General features: G+C 70.6%; 16 protein-coding genes. 12 read left to right on the forward strand and 4 right to left on the reverse strand.

Going from position 1 to position 15,315, the window contains the following annotated elements; all coding sequences use genetic code 11:
* Positions 1 to 78 precede the first annotated feature (78 nt).
* Genes Q9R13_RS15225 through Q9R13_RS15240 form a run of 4 tightly spaced genes read left to right on the forward strand, consistent with a single transcriptional unit; the run spans position 79 to position 4,447 of the window.
* On the forward strand, positions 79 to 1,362 hold the full coding sequence (locus tag Q9R13_RS15225) for an adenylosuccinate synthase (RefSeq protein ID WP_310962020.1): 1,284 nt from the start codon (positions 79 to 81) through the stop codon (positions 1,360 to 1,362).
* Positions 1,359 to 2,630, forward strand: coding sequence for a phosphoribosylamine--glycine ligase (gene purD, locus Q9R13_RS15230; protein ID WP_310962021.1), 1,272 nt, complete (start codon positions 1,359 to 1,361; stop codon positions 2,628 to 2,630). Before Q9R13_RS15225 ends, purD begins: the two co-directional genes overlap by 4 nt.
* A complete protein-coding gene (gene purB / locus Q9R13_RS15235) occupies positions 2,631 to 4,049 on the forward strand; it encodes an adenylosuccinate lyase (protein WP_310962022.1) in 1,419 nt (472 codons plus the stop codon).
* Between the two features lie 50 nt (positions 4,050 to 4,099).
* Positions 4,100 to 4,447 carry a hypothetical protein gene (locus Q9R13_RS15240; RefSeq protein WP_310962023.1) on the forward strand — a complete coding sequence of 116 codons (348 nt, stop codon included), beginning with the start codon at positions 4,100 to 4,102 and terminating at the stop codon, positions 4,445 to 4,447.
* Positions 4,448 to 4,505: 58 nt separating this feature from the next.
* Here the strand turns inward: Q9R13_RS15240 and Q9R13_RS15245 are convergent, their stop codons facing one another.
* Both Q9R13_RS15245 and Q9R13_RS15250 read right to left on the reverse strand, forming a co-directional pair.
* Positions 4,506 to 5,060 (reverse strand): DUF421 domain-containing protein, encoded by a 555-nt coding sequence (locus Q9R13_RS15245; protein WP_310962024.1) that lies wholly within the window; start codon positions 5,058 to 5,060, stop codon positions 4,506 to 4,508.
* A 28-nt stretch (positions 5,061 to 5,088) separates the two neighbouring features.
* Entirely contained in the window at positions 5,089 to 5,397 is a 309-nt protein-coding gene (locus Q9R13_RS15250) for an antibiotic biosynthesis monooxygenase family protein (RefSeq protein ID WP_310962025.1), read from the reverse strand.
* A 208-nt stretch (positions 5,398 to 5,605) separates the two neighbouring features.
* Between Q9R13_RS15250 and Q9R13_RS15255 the strand changes: the two genes are divergently transcribed.
* The 5 genes from Q9R13_RS15255 to purQ all read left to right on the forward strand — a co-directional run bounded on the left by Q9R13_RS15255 (position 5,606) and on the right by purQ (position 9,582).
* Positions 5,606 to 6,505, forward strand: coding sequence for a phosphoribosylaminoimidazolesuccinocarboxamide synthase (locus Q9R13_RS15255; RefSeq protein ID WP_310962026.1), 900 nt, complete (start codon positions 5,606 to 5,608; stop codon positions 6,503 to 6,505).
* Positions 6,506 to 6,573: 68 nt separating this feature from the next.
* Entirely contained in the window at positions 6,574 to 8,142 is a 1,569-nt protein-coding gene (locus Q9R13_RS15260; protein ID WP_310965104.1) for a long-chain-fatty-acid--CoA ligase, read from the forward strand.
* Positions 8,139 to 8,612 carry an SRPBCC family protein gene (locus tag Q9R13_RS15265; protein WP_310962027.1) on the forward strand — a complete coding sequence of 158 codons (474 nt, stop codon included), beginning with the start codon at positions 8,139 to 8,141 and terminating at the stop codon, positions 8,610 to 8,612. Before Q9R13_RS15260 ends, Q9R13_RS15265 begins: the two co-directional genes overlap by 4 nt.
* Positions 8,613 to 8,653: 41 nt before the next feature.
* The gene (gene purS, locus Q9R13_RS15270; RefSeq protein ID WP_310962028.1) at positions 8,654 to 8,917 is read left to right on the forward strand and encodes a phosphoribosylformylglycinamidine synthase subunit PurS; all 264 of its coding nucleotides are present in this window, start codon (positions 8,654 to 8,656) and stop codon (positions 8,915 to 8,917) included.
* Entirely contained in the window at positions 8,914 to 9,582 is a 669-nt protein-coding gene (gene purQ, locus Q9R13_RS15275; protein WP_310962029.1) for a phosphoribosylformylglycinamidine synthase subunit PurQ, read from the forward strand. Before purS ends, purQ begins: the two co-directional genes overlap by 4 nt.
* A gap of 33 nt (positions 9,583 to 9,615) precedes the next feature.
* Here purQ and Q9R13_RS15280 read toward each other — a convergent pair whose 3' ends face one another.
* On the reverse strand, positions 9,616 to 11,004 hold the full coding sequence (locus Q9R13_RS15280; protein WP_310962030.1) for a glycoside hydrolase domain-containing protein: 1,389 nt from the start codon (positions 11,002 to 11,004) through the stop codon (positions 9,616 to 9,618).
* 164 nt (positions 11,005 to 11,168) lie between these two features.
* Here Q9R13_RS15280 and Q9R13_RS15285 point away from each other — a divergent pair, with 164 nt between their 5' ends.
* The 3 genes from Q9R13_RS15285 to purL all read left to right on the forward strand — a co-directional run bounded on the left by Q9R13_RS15285 (position 11,169) and on the right by purL (position 14,471).
* Positions 11,169 to 11,483, forward strand: a complete 315-nt coding sequence (locus tag Q9R13_RS15285) for a WXG100 family type VII secretion target (RefSeq protein ID WP_310962031.1) — start codon at positions 11,169 to 11,171, stop codon at positions 11,481 to 11,483.
* A complete protein-coding gene (locus Q9R13_RS15290) occupies positions 11,483 to 12,145 on the forward strand; it encodes a hypothetical protein (RefSeq protein WP_310962032.1) in 663 nt (220 codons plus the stop codon). Before Q9R13_RS15285 ends, Q9R13_RS15290 begins: the two co-directional genes overlap by 1 nt.
* Before the next feature lie 67 nt (positions 12,146 to 12,212).
* Complete coding sequence (purL, locus tag Q9R13_RS15295) at positions 12,213 to 14,471, forward strand: phosphoribosylformylglycinamidine synthase subunit PurL (protein ID WP_397218320.1); 2,259 nt, start codon at positions 12,213 to 12,215, stop codon at positions 14,469 to 14,471.
* Positions 14,472 to 14,633: 162 nt separating this feature from the next.
* On the opposite strand, the gene Q9R13_RS15300 is transcribed toward purL, so the two are convergent.
* Entirely contained in the window at positions 14,634 to 15,038 is a 405-nt protein-coding gene (locus tag Q9R13_RS15300) for an antitoxin (RefSeq protein ID WP_310962034.1), read from the reverse strand.
* Positions 15,039 to 15,315: the final 277 nt, after the last annotated feature.

A 15,315-nucleotide genomic window follows, 5' to 3' on the forward strand; every position in this document is an offset into this window, starting at 1 on the left:
CCTGCAGCTGTTGCGCCGGGCTTCTTCCGTGCGGGCCCGGTCTGCGGACCGGGTGCGCCTGGGTCCAGGGAGTGACACATGCCGGCGATCGTGGTGCTCGGTGCCCAGTGGGGCGACGAGGGCAAGGGCAAGGCGACGGACCTCCTCGCCACCAGCGACCCCATCGACTACGTCGTCCGCACCAGCGGCGGCCACAACGCCGGTCACACGATCGTGATCGACGGTGAGAAGTTCGCTACCCACCTGCTCCCCAGCGGCATCCTGACCCCCGGGGCGACCTCGGTGATCGCCAACGGCGTGGTGGTCTCGCCGGAGGCCCTCTTCGAGGAGCTGGACGCGCTGTTGGAGCGCGGGGTCGAGATCGGTGGGCTCGTGGTCAGCGCGAACGCGCACGTGATCGCCTCCTACCACGGCGTCGTCGACAAGGTCTCCGAGCGGTTCCTGGGCAAGAACAAGATCGGCACCACCGGCCGCGGCATCGGCCCGGCGTACGCCGACAAGATCAACCGGGTCGGCATCCGGGTCGCCGATCTCTTCGATGAGGGCATCTTGCGGGAGAAGGTGGATGCCGCGCTGGAGGTGCGCAACCAGCTGCTCACGAAGGTCTACAACCGTCGCGGCGTCGAGGCGGAGGCCGTGGTCGAAGAGCTGCTCTCGTACGCCGAACGGCTCCGTCCGATGGTCGCGGACACCTCGCTGTTGCTGAACCGGGCGCTCGACGAGGGCTGCACGGTGCTCTTCGAGGGCGCCCAGGCGACCATGCTCGACGTCGATCACGGCACCTACCCGTTCGTCACCAGCAGCAACCCGATCGCGGGCGGGGTGTGCACCGGCGCGGGCGTCGGCCCGACCCGGATCGACCGGGTGATCGGCGTGATCAAGGCCTACACCACGCGGGTCGGCTCGGGACCGTTCCCGACCGAGCTGTTCGACGACGACGGTGAGAGGCTGCAGCGGATCGGCGGCGAGATCGGCGTCTCCACGGGTCGGACGCGTCGCTGCGGCTGGTACGACGCCGTCGTCGCGCGCTACTCGGCCCGGGTCAACGGGCTGACCGAGTTCTTCCTCACCAAGCTCGACGTGCTCGACCACTGGGACCGCATCCCGGTGTGCGTCGCCTACGAGATCGACGGCGTCCGGCACGACGAGATGCCGATGACCCAGACCGAGTTCCACCACGCCCGGCCGGTCTACGAGTTCTTCGACGGCTGGGGCGGCGACATCTCCGGGTGCCGCAGCTTCGCGGACCTGCCCAAGAACGCCCAGGTCTACGTGCACGCACTCGAGGAGATGTCGGGCGCGAAGTTCTGGGGCGTCGGCGTCGGCCCCGGCCGTGAGCAGACGCTGGTGGTGCATCCGTGAGGACGCTGGTCATCGGTACGGGTGGCCGTGAGCACGCGCTGGTGATCGCGTTGTCGCGCGACCCCGACGTCGAGGCGGTGCACGCCGCACCCGGGAACCCGGGCATGGCGGCCGTCGCGACCCTCCACGACGTCGACCCGATGGACGGCGACGCGGTTGCCGCGCTGGCCGTCGACCTCGGTGTGGACCTGGTGGTCGTCGGCCCCGAGGCGCCGTTGGTCGCCGGTGTGGCCGACCCCGTCCGCGCCGCCGGGGTCGCCTGCTTCGGGCCGTCCCGCGAGGCCGCCCGGCTCGAGGGCTCCAAGGCCTTCTCCAAGGACGTGATGGCCGCCGCCGGCGTCCCCACCGCGATGGCCAGGGTGTGCACCTCGGCGGCGGAGGTGGCGGACGCGCTCGACGTGTTCGGGCCGCCCTACGTGGTCAAGGACGACGCCCTCGCCGCCGGCAAGGGCGTCGTCGTCACGGGCGATCGGGCCGAGGCGGCGGCCCATGCCGCGACCTGCGAGCGGGTCGTGGTCGAGGAGTTCCTCGACGGTCCCGAGTTCTCGCTGTTCGCCGTCTGCGACGGGACCACGGCGTACCCGTTGCTGCCGGCGCAGGACTTCAAGCGCATCTTCGACGGCGGTCGCGGGCCCAACACCGGCGGCATGGGTGCCTACGCGCCCCTGCCATGGCTGCCGGACGACGCCGTGGCGCAGGTGATGCGGACCGTCGTCCAGCCCACGCTCGATGAGATGGCCCGCCGCGGTGTTCCGTTCGCGGGCTGCCTGTACGTCGGCCTGGCGCTGACCTCGGCCGGGCTGCGGGTGGTGGAGTTCAACTGCCGGTTCGGTGACCCCGACATCCAACCGGTGCTCGCGCTCCTCGACGGACCGGTCGGTGCGTTGTTGCTCGCGGCGGCCGAGGGTCGGCTCGCGGACGTGCCGGCGCCGCGCTTCCGCGACGGTGCCTCGGTGACCGTGGTGATGGCCAGCGCGGGCTACCCCGCGTCGTCGTCCCGCGGCGACGCGATCGCCGGGGCCGCGGGGCTCACCGGCAGGGCCGACCTCGACCTCGTCCACGCCGGCACCGCCCTCGCCGGCGACGACCTGGTCACGGCGGGCGGGCGGGTGCTCGCCGTACGCGCCGTCGGCGCCGACGTCGCCGACGCCCGGGCCCGGGCCTACGACGGTCTCGGCACGCTCTCGTTCCCCGGGGCGCAGTGGCGCACCGACATCGCCGCAGAACCGCTGGGTGCCGTCGAGGGCGCCGCGGTCAAGGAGTCCTAGATGACGATCCCCAACGTCCTCGCCGCGCGGTACGCCGGCGCCGACCTCGCCGAGATCTGGTCGCCCGAACACAAGATCGTGCTCGAGCGCCGCCTGTGGATCGCGGTCCTGCGCGCCCAGCGCGACCTCGGAGTCGCCGTACCCGACGGCGTGGTGGAGGCCTACGAGGCAGTGGTCGACCAGGTCGACCTGGCCAGCATCGCCGCACGCGAACGGGTCACCCGCCACGACGTGAAGGCACGGATCGAGGAGTTCTCCGCCTTGGCCGGGCACGAGCACATCCACAAAGGGATGACCTCGCGCGACCTCACCGAGAACGTCGAGCAGCTCCAGGTGCTCTCCTCGCTCCGGCTGGTACGGCAGCGGATGGTGGCGGCCCTGGCGCGGCTCGGACGGCTCGCGGCCGAGCACGAGTCCCTGGTGATGGCCGGCCGCTCGCACAACGTCGCGGCGCAGGCGACCACCCTCGGGAAGCGGTTCGCCACCATCGCCGACGAGATGCTGGTCGCGCTGGATCGCCTCGACGACCTGGTCGCCCGCTACCCCCTGCGGGGGATCAAGGGCCCGATGGGCACCGCGCAGGACATGCTCGACCTGCTGGACGGCGACGCCACGAAGCTGCGCGAGCTCGAACGTCGGGTGGCCGCGCACCTGGGGTTCGAGCAGGTGCTCACCAGCGTCGGCCAGGTCTACCCGCGATCGGTGGACTTCGACGTCGTCTCCGCGCTGGTGCAGGTCGTGGCCGGTCCGTCCAACCTGGCGACCACGATCAGGCTGATGGCCGGGCACGACCTGATCACCGAGGGGTTCAAGGAGGGCCAGGTCGGCTCCTCGGCGATGCCGCACAAGATGAACACCCGCTCCTGCGAGCGCGTCAACGGGCTCGCGGTGGTGCTGCGCGGGCACCTCTCGATGGTCAGCGAGCTGGCCGGCGACCAGTGGAACGAGGGCGACGTCTCGTGCTCCGTCGTACGCCGGGTCGCGCTGCCGGACGCGTTCTTCGCCACCGACGGGCTCTTCCAGACCTTCCTCACGGTGCTGGACGAGTTCGGGGTGTTCCCCGCGGTGGTCCAGCGTGAGCTGGACCGCTACCTGCCGTTCCTGACCACTACCAAGGTGCTGATGGCCGCGGTGCGCAACGGGGTCGGTCGTGAGGAGGCGCACGAAGCGATCAAGCAGCACGCCGTCGCGTCCGCCCTCGACCTGCGCGCCGGGCTCGAGCGCAACGACCTCTACGACCGGTTGGCCGCGGACCGCCGGCTCGGGTTGACCCGCGAGCAGATCGCTGCTCTGGTGGCGGACCCGGTCGCGTTCACCGGCGCCGCGGCCGAGCAGGTCCGCGAGATCGTCGGCAGGATCGAGGCGATCGTCGCCGGCGATCCCGAGGCAGCTTCGTACTCTCCCGGCGACATCCTCTGATCGGGCGTATCCTCAAGCCCGACCCGCTCTCCGGGAAAGGGAGGACAACCATGATCAGGAAGGCAATCGCCGGGGCAAGCCTGGTGGTGCTCGCCGTCGGCCTTGGTGGGGTGATGCCGAGCGCGAACGCCGCGACCACGGCCCCCGCCACCTCGCACAAGTGCGAGAACGCGAAGGCCGCCGCAGCGAAGGCGAAGGAGCACAAGGCCAACGCCAAGCGCGACCTCGCGCAGGCGCAGGTGGCGCTGCGCAAGGCGAACCACACCGACAACCCCAACAAGATCGCCAACGCCCAGAAGCGCGAGCAGCGCGCCGAGACCCGGCTCGCCAACGCCAAGACGCACCTGCACAAGGCCAACGCGCAGCGCAGGCACAACTGCACCAACGCTGACCTGTGAGCACCATGTGGTGAGCGGGCGCTGACCCGCTCACCACGTCGGCGCCGCAGCAGCTCGCTCAGCCCTGCTGCCGGGCCAGCAGCCGGTCCAGCTTCGCCTCGAGAGCGGCCAAGTCCGCCTTCGTCGCCGGGGCCAGATCGGGTCGCAAGGTGGCCACGATCGCACCGCCCGGCTCGATGGTGACCCGCTGCACGTCGGCGATGCTGGCTGCGTTCTGCCGTCGTACGGCGGCGTCCACGTCCGCCTGTCGCAGCCCCTCGCGACGCAGCGCCCGCAGGTCCCACCGACCCTCCGACGCGAGAGTCGTGGTGCTGCCTTCGAGCAGGCGCGCGGCCCGGTCGCTGCGGCGGACGGCCCGGACCACCGCCGCGTTCACGCCGAGGAGCACCACGGCGCCGATCAGGCCGCCCAGCAGCGAGTTGTCCGGACCGATGATCGCGTTCTGCACCACGTTGGACAGCAGCAGCATCACCACGAGGTCGAACGCGTTGAGCTGGGCGAGGTCCCGCTTCCCTGCCAGCCGGATGAGGATGGCGAGGACCACGTAGACCGCGACGGTGCGCAGGATCTTGTCGGGGACCGAGACGCCGAGGTTCATCAAGTCGTTCCACATGGGGGCATCGTTGCCCACCGGCGGGCCGTCAGGAGGCAGGCGCGACGTCCAGCACGACCTCGAACTCCAGCAGGTCCGCCCCCGTGGTCACGGTCGCGCCGTGCTCGCCCTTGTGCGCGGCGCGGGCGTCCCCGTCGCGCCATGCCTCGAAGGACGCGTCGTCCTCCCAGTGCGTGACCACGAAGTACCGGTCCTCGCCGGCGACCGGGCGCAGCAGCTGGAAGCCCAGGAACCCGGGTGCGCCGTCGACCGTGCCCGCGCGCGCCACGAAGCGCCGCTCCAGCTCGGCGTGCGCCTGGGGCGGCACGTTGATTGCGTTGATCTTCACGACGGCCATGCCTCCACCATAGGCGCGGCCACCTCGCTAGGCTCCGCCCGTGTTCCTCGCTTCGCTCGTCAACGGGTCGTCGCCCACTCGGCCACGCCGAGCAAGCTCGTCGGGCGCTCGCTAGGCTCCGCCCGTGTTCCTCGCTTCGCTCGTCAACGGGTCGTCGCCCACTCGGCCACGCCGAGCAAGCTCGTCGGGCGCTCGCTAGGCTCCGCCCGTGAGCCACGACCCCAACATTCCGCCCGCTCCCGCGATCGCCGGAGCCGAGCACATCCACTCCGGCAAGGTGCGTGACCTCTATCGGCTGACCTCGGGTGAGCACGCGGGTCGGCTGCTGATGGTCGCCAGCGACCGGCTCTCCATCTTCGACTTCGTGCTCGCCACCCCCATCCCGGACAAGGGCGAGATCCTGACCCGGATGTCGTTGTGGTGGTTCGACCAGCTCGCGGACATCGTCCCCCACCACGTCGTCTCGGTGGACGTCCCCCCGGAGCTCGCCGGTCGTGCGGTGATCTGCGAGCCCCTCACGATGTTCCCGGTCGAGTGCGTGGCACGCGGCTACCTGACGGGCTCCGGCCTGGTCGAGTACGACGAGCGCGGCTCGGTCTGCGGCGTCGCGCTCCCCCAGGGCCTGGTCGACGGGAGCCGGCTGCCGCAGCCGATCTTCACGCCGACCACCAAGGGTGAGATCGGACAACACGACGAGGCGATCACCTACGAGGACGTGGTGGCCGAGGTCGGCCCCGCCGACGCTGAGACGCTGCGCGATCTCACGATGGCGGTCTATGCGAGGGCGGAGGCGATCGCCCGCGAGCGCGGCATCATCCTGGCCGACACCAAGATCGAGCTGGGTCGCCGCTCCGACGGGGTGGTGCTGCTCGCCGACGAGGTGCTCACCCCGGACTCGTCGCGCTTCTGGCCCGCCGACGAGTGGGAGCCGGGTCGGGCGCAGCCGTCGTACGACAAGCAGATCGTCCGCAACTGGGCCCTCTCGCCCGAGAGTGGCTGGGATCGGAGGTCGGGTGAGGCGCCCCCCGCTCCGCCCTCGTGGGTCATCGACCGCACCCGAGCCCGGTACGTCGAGGCCTACGAGCGGCTCACCGGCGAACGGTTCTAAAGCCACGGGAGTGGCCGGGTCGGTAGGTTGGGCGCCATCCGAGCCCAGGAGGTTGCTTCGTGTTCAACATGTCGGTCCTGCTCGAGGACTCCGCCCGGAACCACGGGGACCGTGACGCGCTGGTCCTCGCCCAGCCGTCGGGAGACAGCCTCCGGCTCACCTACGCCCAGGTCGACGGCTTCGCCAACCAGGTGGCCAACCTGCTGGTCTCGCGCGGCATCCGGCCCGGCGACAAGGTGGCGCTGAGCTGCCCGAACCTGCCGTACTTCCCGGTCGTCTACTACGGGATCCTCAAGGCCGGCGCCGTCGTGGTGCCCTTGAACGTGCTCAACAAGGCCCGCGAGGTCACCTACTACCTCGACGACTCCGACGCTGCCGCCTACTTCTGCTTCGAGGGCACCGCCGACCTCCCGATGGGTGAGGAGGGCTGGAAGGGAGCCGAGCAGGCGAAGCGCGCACCCGAGTTCTTCCTGGTGACCGCCGACCCGGGCGCGGCCGGCACCATCGAGGGTGCGCAGACCCTGGCAACCGCGCTGGCCGGGCAGCTGGCCACCTTCGAGAGCATCGCGCGGGCAGAGAACGACACCGCCGTGATCCTCTACACCAGCGGGACGACCGGCCAGCCCAAGGGTGCCGAGCTCTCTCACAGCAACCTGATGATGAACGCGCTGACCTGCAACCGGCTGTTCGCCTCCCAGCCCGGCACCGACGCACACGTCGTCGCGCTGCCGCTCTTCCACTCGTTCGGCTCGTCGGTGCAGATGAACGCCGGCTTCTCGATGGCGGCGACGCTGTTCTTGGTGCCCCGCTTCGATGCCGCGCAGGTCGTCGACCTGATGCAGCGGGAGACGATCACCTTCTTCGCCGGGGTTCCGACCATGTGGTGGGGCATCCTCGGCGCGCTGGACCAGGCTGGCGAGGGCGCGGTCGACGTACGTCGGATCGCCGACAACCTGCGGGTCGGAGTGTCCGGTGGCGCCAGCCTGCCCGTGGAGATCATCCGCAAGGTCAAGGACCGCCTCGGGGTGACGGTCCTCGAGGGCTACGGCCTCTCCGAGACCTCGCCGGTTGCCACGTTCTCCGACCCTGACCAGGACCCCCGGCCCGGCTCCATCGGGGTGCCGATCTGGGGCGTCGAGTGCAAGCTGGTCGACGAGGACTGGAACACCGTCGAGGGCGCCGACGTGGTCGGAGAGATCGCGATCCGCGGGCACAACATCATGAAGGGCTACCTCAACCGGCCCGACGCCACCGACGAGGTGATGCGCGACGGCTGGTTCCGCAGCGGGGACCTGGCCCGCCGCGACGCGGACGGCTTCTACTACATCGTCGACCGCTCCAAGGACATGATCATCCGGGGTGGCTACAACGTCTACCCACGGGAGATCGAGGAGGTGCTGATGACCCATCCGGACGTCTCGCTCGCGGCAGTCGTCGGCGTGCCCCACGACAGCCACGGCGAGGAGATCAAGGCGTTCGTGATCCGCGCCGACGGCGGGGCCGTGACCGAGGACGAGCTGGTCGCGTGGGGCAAGGAGCAGATGGCGGCCTACAAGTACCCCCGCCTCGTGACCTTCGTCGACTCCCTCCCGATGACCGCGACCGGCAAGATCCTCAAGCGCGAGCTGGTCCAGTGACCGGCTGGTACGACGTCGCGGAGTCGCGGGTCGTCCCCGCGGGTGCCGAGGACGCGTTCCGCGCCGTCATCCCGATCCCGCTGACCCGGATCTTCGCGCACCGCTTCGGCCCGATCCCGCCGATCCGGGACGTGCTGGGCCAGGACGGCGAGTGGGGCACGCCGGGCCAGACCCGGACGATCGTGCTGGCCGACGGCGGCCGGATGCGCGAGGAGCTGACCGCGGTCGACGAGCCCTCGTCCTTCGACTACCGGATCACCGGGATCACCGGCCCGATGCGTCCGCTGGTCGCCGAGGTCGAGGGGCGTTGGGTCTTCGAGCCGGAGGGCACGACCACGCGGATCACCTGGTCCTGGCGGATCCGCCCGCGTCCGGCCGGCCGGCTGCTGATGCCGGTGTTCGGCTGGTTCTGGCGCGGCTATGCGCGCAGGGCGCTTGCCACGATCGAGGCCGTGCTGCACCGCGGATAGGATCACCTCGTCCCAACCTCCAGGCGGAAAGGGGCCGTCCCGTGGCCCGTGTCGTCGTCGACGTCATGCCCAAGCCCGAGATCCTCGACCCCCAGGGCAAGGCGGTGCAGGGTGCGCTGCCTCGCCTGGGGTTCACCGGCGTCACCGAAGTCCGACAGGGCAAGCGCTTCGAGCTCGAGATCGCCGGTGCGGCCACCGACGAGGTGCTCGCCGACGTGCACCGGATGGCCGAGACGCTGCTGTCCAACCCGGTGATCGAGAACTTCGCGGTCTCGGTGGTCGAGCCGGCGGAGGCCGACAGGTGAGGATCGGGGTCGTCACCTTTCCGGGCTCGCTGGACGACGTCGACGCCGCCCGCGCCGTACGTCTTGCCGGCGGTGAGGCGGTGTCGCTGTGGCACGGCGACGACGACCTGCACGGCGTGGACGCCGTGGTGCTTCCCGGCGGCTTCTCCTACGGCGACTACCTGCGCTGCGGTGCGATCGCGCGCTTCGCTCCGGTGATGACCTCGCTGGTCGCGCAGGCAGGCAGAGGGATGCCGGTGCTCGGCATCTGCAACGGCTTCCAGATCCTCTGCGAGTCCCATCTGCTGCCCGGCGCGCTGATCCGCAACGACCACCGCAGGTTCGGCTGCCTGGACCAGCGGCTGCGGATCGAGAACAACCGCACCGCCTGGACCTCGGCGTACGACGAGGGCGCGGAGCTCACCATCGTGCTGAAGAACGGCGAAGGGGCCTATGTCGCCGACGAGGCCACCCTCGACCGACTGGAGGGCGAGAGACGCGTGGTCGCGCGCTACCTCGACAATCCCAACGGCTCGCAGCGTGCGATCGCCGGAGTCACCAACGAGGCCGGCAACGTGGTCGGGCTGATGCCGCATCCCGAGCACGCGGTCGAGGACCTGTGCGGCCCGGGCACGGACGGGCTGGGCTTCTTCACCTCGGCGCTCAAGGCGCTCGCCTCCGGCTGAGCCCCGGCCGACCGGCCGCGGATCGACGTCGGGTCAGCGCTTGCCCTGGTGCAGCGCGCCCCACGTCAACGTGGCGGTCACACCGGTCGACGGGCCGATCACCTTCTTCTGGTAGGCGGTCACTGCGCGTCGGGTGTACCAGTTGTACTTCCCGGTGATCTTCAGCGTGGGCTTGGCCGCCGCGTTCATAGCGCGCTGCACCCGGACCACGTCGGGACCCCGGGAGCCCTTACTCAGCACGGTGTCGCTGGCGCCCGCGGTGATCAGTGCGACCCAGTCGCTCCGCGAGACCCGGTTGCGGGTGGGGTGGTGCACCGATCGCTGGAAGCGGTGCAGGGCCTTGACGGTCTTGGTGGTCCACCTGCCGGTGACCGGCCCGGTGTAGAGGCCCCGCTGCTTGAGCAGGCACTGGGCCGGGACGATCTGGGCGGTGTTCACTTGGCCGTTGGTACGCCGGTAGCGGGGCAGGTTGATCGAGGCGCTGGTGCACCGCGGATCGGCGAACGAACCGGGCGGCGGACCCATCGGAAGCTCGGCCCGGGCCGGTGGCACGGGACCGTTCCGCACGTCGAGGTAGTCCCGGTCGATGTTGATCGTCACGCCGCCCCAGGTCTCGTCGTGGCCGCCCTGGTACTGCTTGACCCGCTGGTGGTCCGCCCACCCGGTGTTCGACAGGTAGTGGGTGGCGCTGGTGCTGGCCCGGCCGTTCCAGCGAGCCAGCCAGATCAGGTCCGGCAGGACGTAGCCCGCCGGCGGGTTCTGGCGCACCTGGTCGAGCATCATGATGGCCGACCCGGCGCTGGAGTACACCCCGGAGAGATAGCCGTTGCGGTGCAGCGTGTTGCTCCACGTGCTCAGGAACCACTTGGCCGACTCGGTGCACCCGGTGGAGCTGTTCAGGTCGAAGGCCTCGATGTCGTAGAACAGCGTGCTGCCCGGGACGATGCCCAAGGACTTCGCGGTGGCGACCGCCGTGGCGGCCTCGGTCTGGGCCTGCCGGCGGGCGGCGGCGTAGGTGTAGGCGCTGTGCGGGTCGATGGTCGGGTCGACGTTGGCGCCGTACCGCGGGAAGCGCGGCTGACACGAGGCCTGAGGGCCGAGGGTGATCGGCAGCAGGTGCCAGCCGTTCTGCAACTGGTTCGTCACCCAGGTCGCGTTGAGGTTCGGCTGGTCGCGGCAGTAGCGGGAGTTGCCCGAGATGTATATCCCGACGGCGCGGTACGGCGACTTCGCGCGCCACCGGTCCATGGCGTACTGGCTCGGTGCGTTGCACTGGTCGAACCCCTTGCCGGTGAAGTTGCCCGGCGTCCGCGGGTTGGCCGCGACCCGGTGCGGGGCCGACTCGGCGGCTCCCTGGACGAGCAGGGCGGTCACCAGGGCGATGGTGCCGGCGAGGGCGAGCAGGTGCCTGCGGGGAAGCATCGGGGTCTCCAGCGGGTCGGTTCCAATCCGTGTCACTAGACCACAACTTTCACAGGAGTAACAGACGTTTCGCCGAACTACAGTTCTGTAATTCGGGTCATGGGTGTGAACCGTTCGCGGATGGGGGAGACTGGGCCGGGAACATGTGACATGAGGGGGAACGGGTGCCTGATCTCAAGGTCGACGTCGATGGGCTCGCCCAGGTCAACTCGTCGTTGCGCACGGTGGCCCACGGGCTCGACGACACCAGGTCGAACATCGATGCGGTGCGTGCCGATCTCGGTTCCGGCGACGTCTGGGAGGCGCTCGACCACTTCGAGAGCCACTGGGACGACGGCCGCGGCCAGCTGAAGAAGAACATGGCCGGGATCGAGTCCGCGATCGACGGGGCGGTGAAGGAGTACCGCGGCGCCGACCAGAAGCTCGCCGACGCACTGCACAAGCAGGCCACGACGAACCACAGCGTGGCGGCCAGCTGATGCCAGTCCCCGCTGCTGCGGGTCTCGAGGGCAAGCTGGCCTTCACCATCACCGTCCCCGACAGCTGGTATGAGCTCGATCTCGAGCCCGCCACCCGGCGTGAGTCGATCCGCCGACTCGTCGAGGAACGGGTGCGGGACACCGACTTGTGGGACCAGCGCCGCACCCTGCAGAAGCTGCTCGAGGAGCAGTCCGGCTTCGCCCACGAGTCGGGCGCGACGTACTGCGCGGCGTTCAGCATGCCCACCGATGCCGGCCCGGTGACCGGATCCGTGGTGGTCACCTTGGTGGAGAGCCCGGGCTCGGATGCCGCCGAGTCGTTCCGGGTGCTGGGCCGGTCCTTCACCGAGGTCCCACGCACCGGCGACCCGCTGGCGCCGTACGCCGAGACGGACATGGTCGATCTTCCCGGCAGCGGATCATGTCCGCGTACCAGCGGCATCGAGGACACCCCGGTCGGCGACGGCGGCTACGTCCGCAACGTGTTCAGCCTGACCGCGGTGCCGGTGCACGAGCTCAACCGGGTGTTCCTGGTCGCGGCGAGCTCGCCGGTGCTGCCCCTCGCCGACGTCCTGCTCGACCTCTTCGACGCGGTGACGGGCACCTTCCGCGTCGTCCGTCCCGACCGGCTCCGGGAGGACCCGACCGGTCCCTCTGACTGACAGGGGCCGCCCCGGCTCGATCACGGCCGACGTGAGCGCCGGCCCCACGGCTCCTTAGGATGTGTCCGTGCCGCAGCCACGCCTCGCCCTCGACGCCGTCGCCCTCGCCGCCACCGATCCCGATCGGGAGCAGCCGTGGGCCGACCTCGGCCTGAAGGAGGACGAGTACCTCCGGATCCGGGAGATCCTGGGCCGACGTCCGACCAGCGCGGAGCTGGCGATGTACTCGGTGATGTGGAGCGAGCACTGCTCCTACAAGTCGTCCAAGGTCCACCTCAAGCAGTTCTCGGAGCTGCCGCAGGAGACGCCGCTGGGCAAGACGTTGGCCGGCATCGGTGAGAACGCCGGGGTCATCGACATCGGGCAGGGCTATGCGGTCACGTTCAAGGTCGAGTCGCACAACCACCCCTCCTACGTCGAGCCCTACCAGGGTGCGGCGACCGGCGTGGGCGGCATCGTCCGCGACATCCTGGCGATGGGGGCCCGGCCGGTCGCGGTGATGGACCCGCTGCGGTTCGGCCCGCTCGACGCGCCGGACACGCACCGGGTGCTTCCCGGGATCGTCGCCGGAGTCGGTGGCTACGGCAACTGTCTGGGTCTGCCCAACATCGGCGGCGAGGCCGTCTTCGACGCGACGTACGCCGGCAACCCACTCGTCAACGCGCTCTGCGTCGGCGTGCTCCGCCACGAGGACCTGCACCTGGCCAAGGCGAGCGGTGCCGGGAACAAGGTGGTGCTCTATGGCGCGCGCACCGGCGGCGACGGCATCGGCGGCGTGTCGGTGCTGGCGTCCGAGACGTTCTCCGACGGCGGTCCCACGAAGCGGCCGAGCGTGCAGGTCGGCGACCCGTTCATGGAGAAGCTGCTCATCGAGTGCACCCTCGAGCTGTTCGCCGCTGGGGTGGTCGCCGGCATCCAGGACCTCGGCGGAGCCGGGCTGTCGTGTGCGACCTCCGAGCTGGCCAGCGCCGGCGACGGCGGTATGGCGGTCGAGCTGGACCGGGTCCCGCTGCGGGACTCCTCGCTCTCGCCCGAGGAGATCCTGATGAGCGAGTCCCAGGAGCGGATGATGGCGGTCGTCGAGCCCGCCGACGTCGACGCCTTCATGGCGATCTGCGCCAAGTGGGACGTCGAGGCGGTGGTGGTCGGCGAGGTCACCGACGGCGACCGGCTGGAGATCACCTGGCACGGCGAGGTCGTCGTCGATGTGCCCCCGCGCTCGGTCGCGCACGACGGACCGACGTACCACCGGCCGTTCGAGCGCCCCGACTGGCAGGACACCCTGCAGGCGGACGTCGCCGAGCGACTGCCGCGCCCGGCGACGGGCGCCGAGCTCCGGGACACCCTGCTGCGGTTGGTGGCCAGCCCGAACCTCTGCGACAGGTCGTGGATCACCGACCAGTACGACCGCTACGTGCAGGGCAACACGGTCCTCGCCCAGCCCTCGGACAGCGGGATGGTGCGGGTCGACGAGGACTCCGGCCTGGGCGTGGCGGTGTCGACCGACTGCAACGGCCGGTTCGCGCTGCTCGACCCGTACGCCGGTGCGCAGCTGGCGCTCGCGGAGTCCTACCGCAATGTCGCGACCGGGGGCGCCCGGCCGCTGGCGATCAGTGACTGCCTGAACTTCGGCTCTCCGGAGGACCCGGCGGTGATGTGGCAGTTCGCCGAGGCCTGCCGCGGGCTGAAGGACGCCTGCCGGGTGCTCGGCATCCCGGTCACCGGAGGCAACGTCAGCCTCTACAACCAGACTGGCGAGACCGCGATCCTGCCGACCCCGGTGGTCGCGGTGCTGGGCGTGGTCGACGACGTACGGCGTCGTACGCCGACCGGGTTCGTGGCCGAGGACGAGCACGTGCTGCTGCTGGGCACCACCCGTGAGGAGCTCTCCGGATCGGAGTGGGCCAGTGTCGTCCACGGCCACCTCGGCGGGGTCCCTCCGCAGCTGGACCTGGCCGCCGAACAGTCCCTCGGCGCGTTGCTCGTCGCGGCCTGCGGGCTGGTCACCTCGGCCCACGACCTGTCCGACGGCGGGTTGGCCCAAGCGCTCGCCGAGTCGTGCCTGCGCAACGGGGTGGGCGCGCACGTCGCCGTTGAGGGCGACCCGTTCGTCGCGCTGTTCTCGGAGTCGGCCACCCGCGCGCTGGTCTCGGTGGCGCGCGAGTCCGTCGCCGACTTCGAGGCGCTCGCCGCCGACCACGGCGTTCCCACCAGCCGGCTCGGCACCACCGGCGGAGCCGACCTGCGCGTCGAGGGCCAGTTCGCCGTACCTCTCGACGAGCTGCGTGCCGCCTGGACCGCCACCCTCCCCGCCGCCCTCGGGTAGCCGCCGGACTTTCCCAGGTTCAGAACCCAAGCGTCACCTTCACCCAGCAGAGTCGGTGTGTGAAGAGGGGCCTTGCCGTGGGAACCCAGCAACGTGGGCCAGCGGCTGGGTCCAGACGCACATCGGCCCGCCCCCGCGAAGGGACGGGCCGATGGCTGCAGGTCAGAGACCCTGCTGCTGACCGCCCTGCTGGTCGCCCTGCTGGTCGAATCCGCCGCCCTGCTGGTCGCCGGACTGGTCGCCCTGCTGGTCGAATCCGCCGCCCTGCTGGTCGTTGGACTGGTCGGCCTGCTGGTCGAATCCGCCGCCCTGCTGGTCGCTGGACTGGTCGCCCTGCTGGTCGCCGCCGGACTGGTCGGCCTGCTGGCCGCCGCCCTGCTCAGAGACGCCCAAGCGCTCCTCGACCATGTCGCCACCTTGCTGGATCTGGTCGCCGAAGCGACCACCCGTGGCACCGTCGAGTGCCTGCTCCGCCTTGTCCAGGCCCTCGCGGACCTGGTTGGGGTGCTCGCCGGCGAACTGCTCCGCCTTGTCGGCCAGCCCACCCAAATCTGACATGTCGGTCATGTCGATCACTCCTTCCCGAGATGTGATACTTCGCCAACTACGCAGGGTCGAAATGGTCACGCATGGCCCTCTACCGGGACGGCTGACCCGGCTGGTGAGCGGTGCGGGATCTGGCCGTTCCTGCCCGCGGCGGCCCCCGACCACGACACGGGGCCCGGCCACGGGAAGGGCGGCCGCCGTCGGCCGCTCGACGGTTTCCGGGCTCCGCACGATGGGTAGGACTTGCCTGCCCAGTGGGTTGTGGGATGTTCTTGTCCTGGTTTGCTTGAGTTTCGGG

Source organism: Nocardioides marmorisolisilvae (assembly GCF_031656915.1).
GTDB classification, from domain to species: Bacteria; Actinomycetota; Actinomycetes; order Propionibacteriales; family Nocardioidaceae; genus Marmoricola; species Marmoricola terrisoli.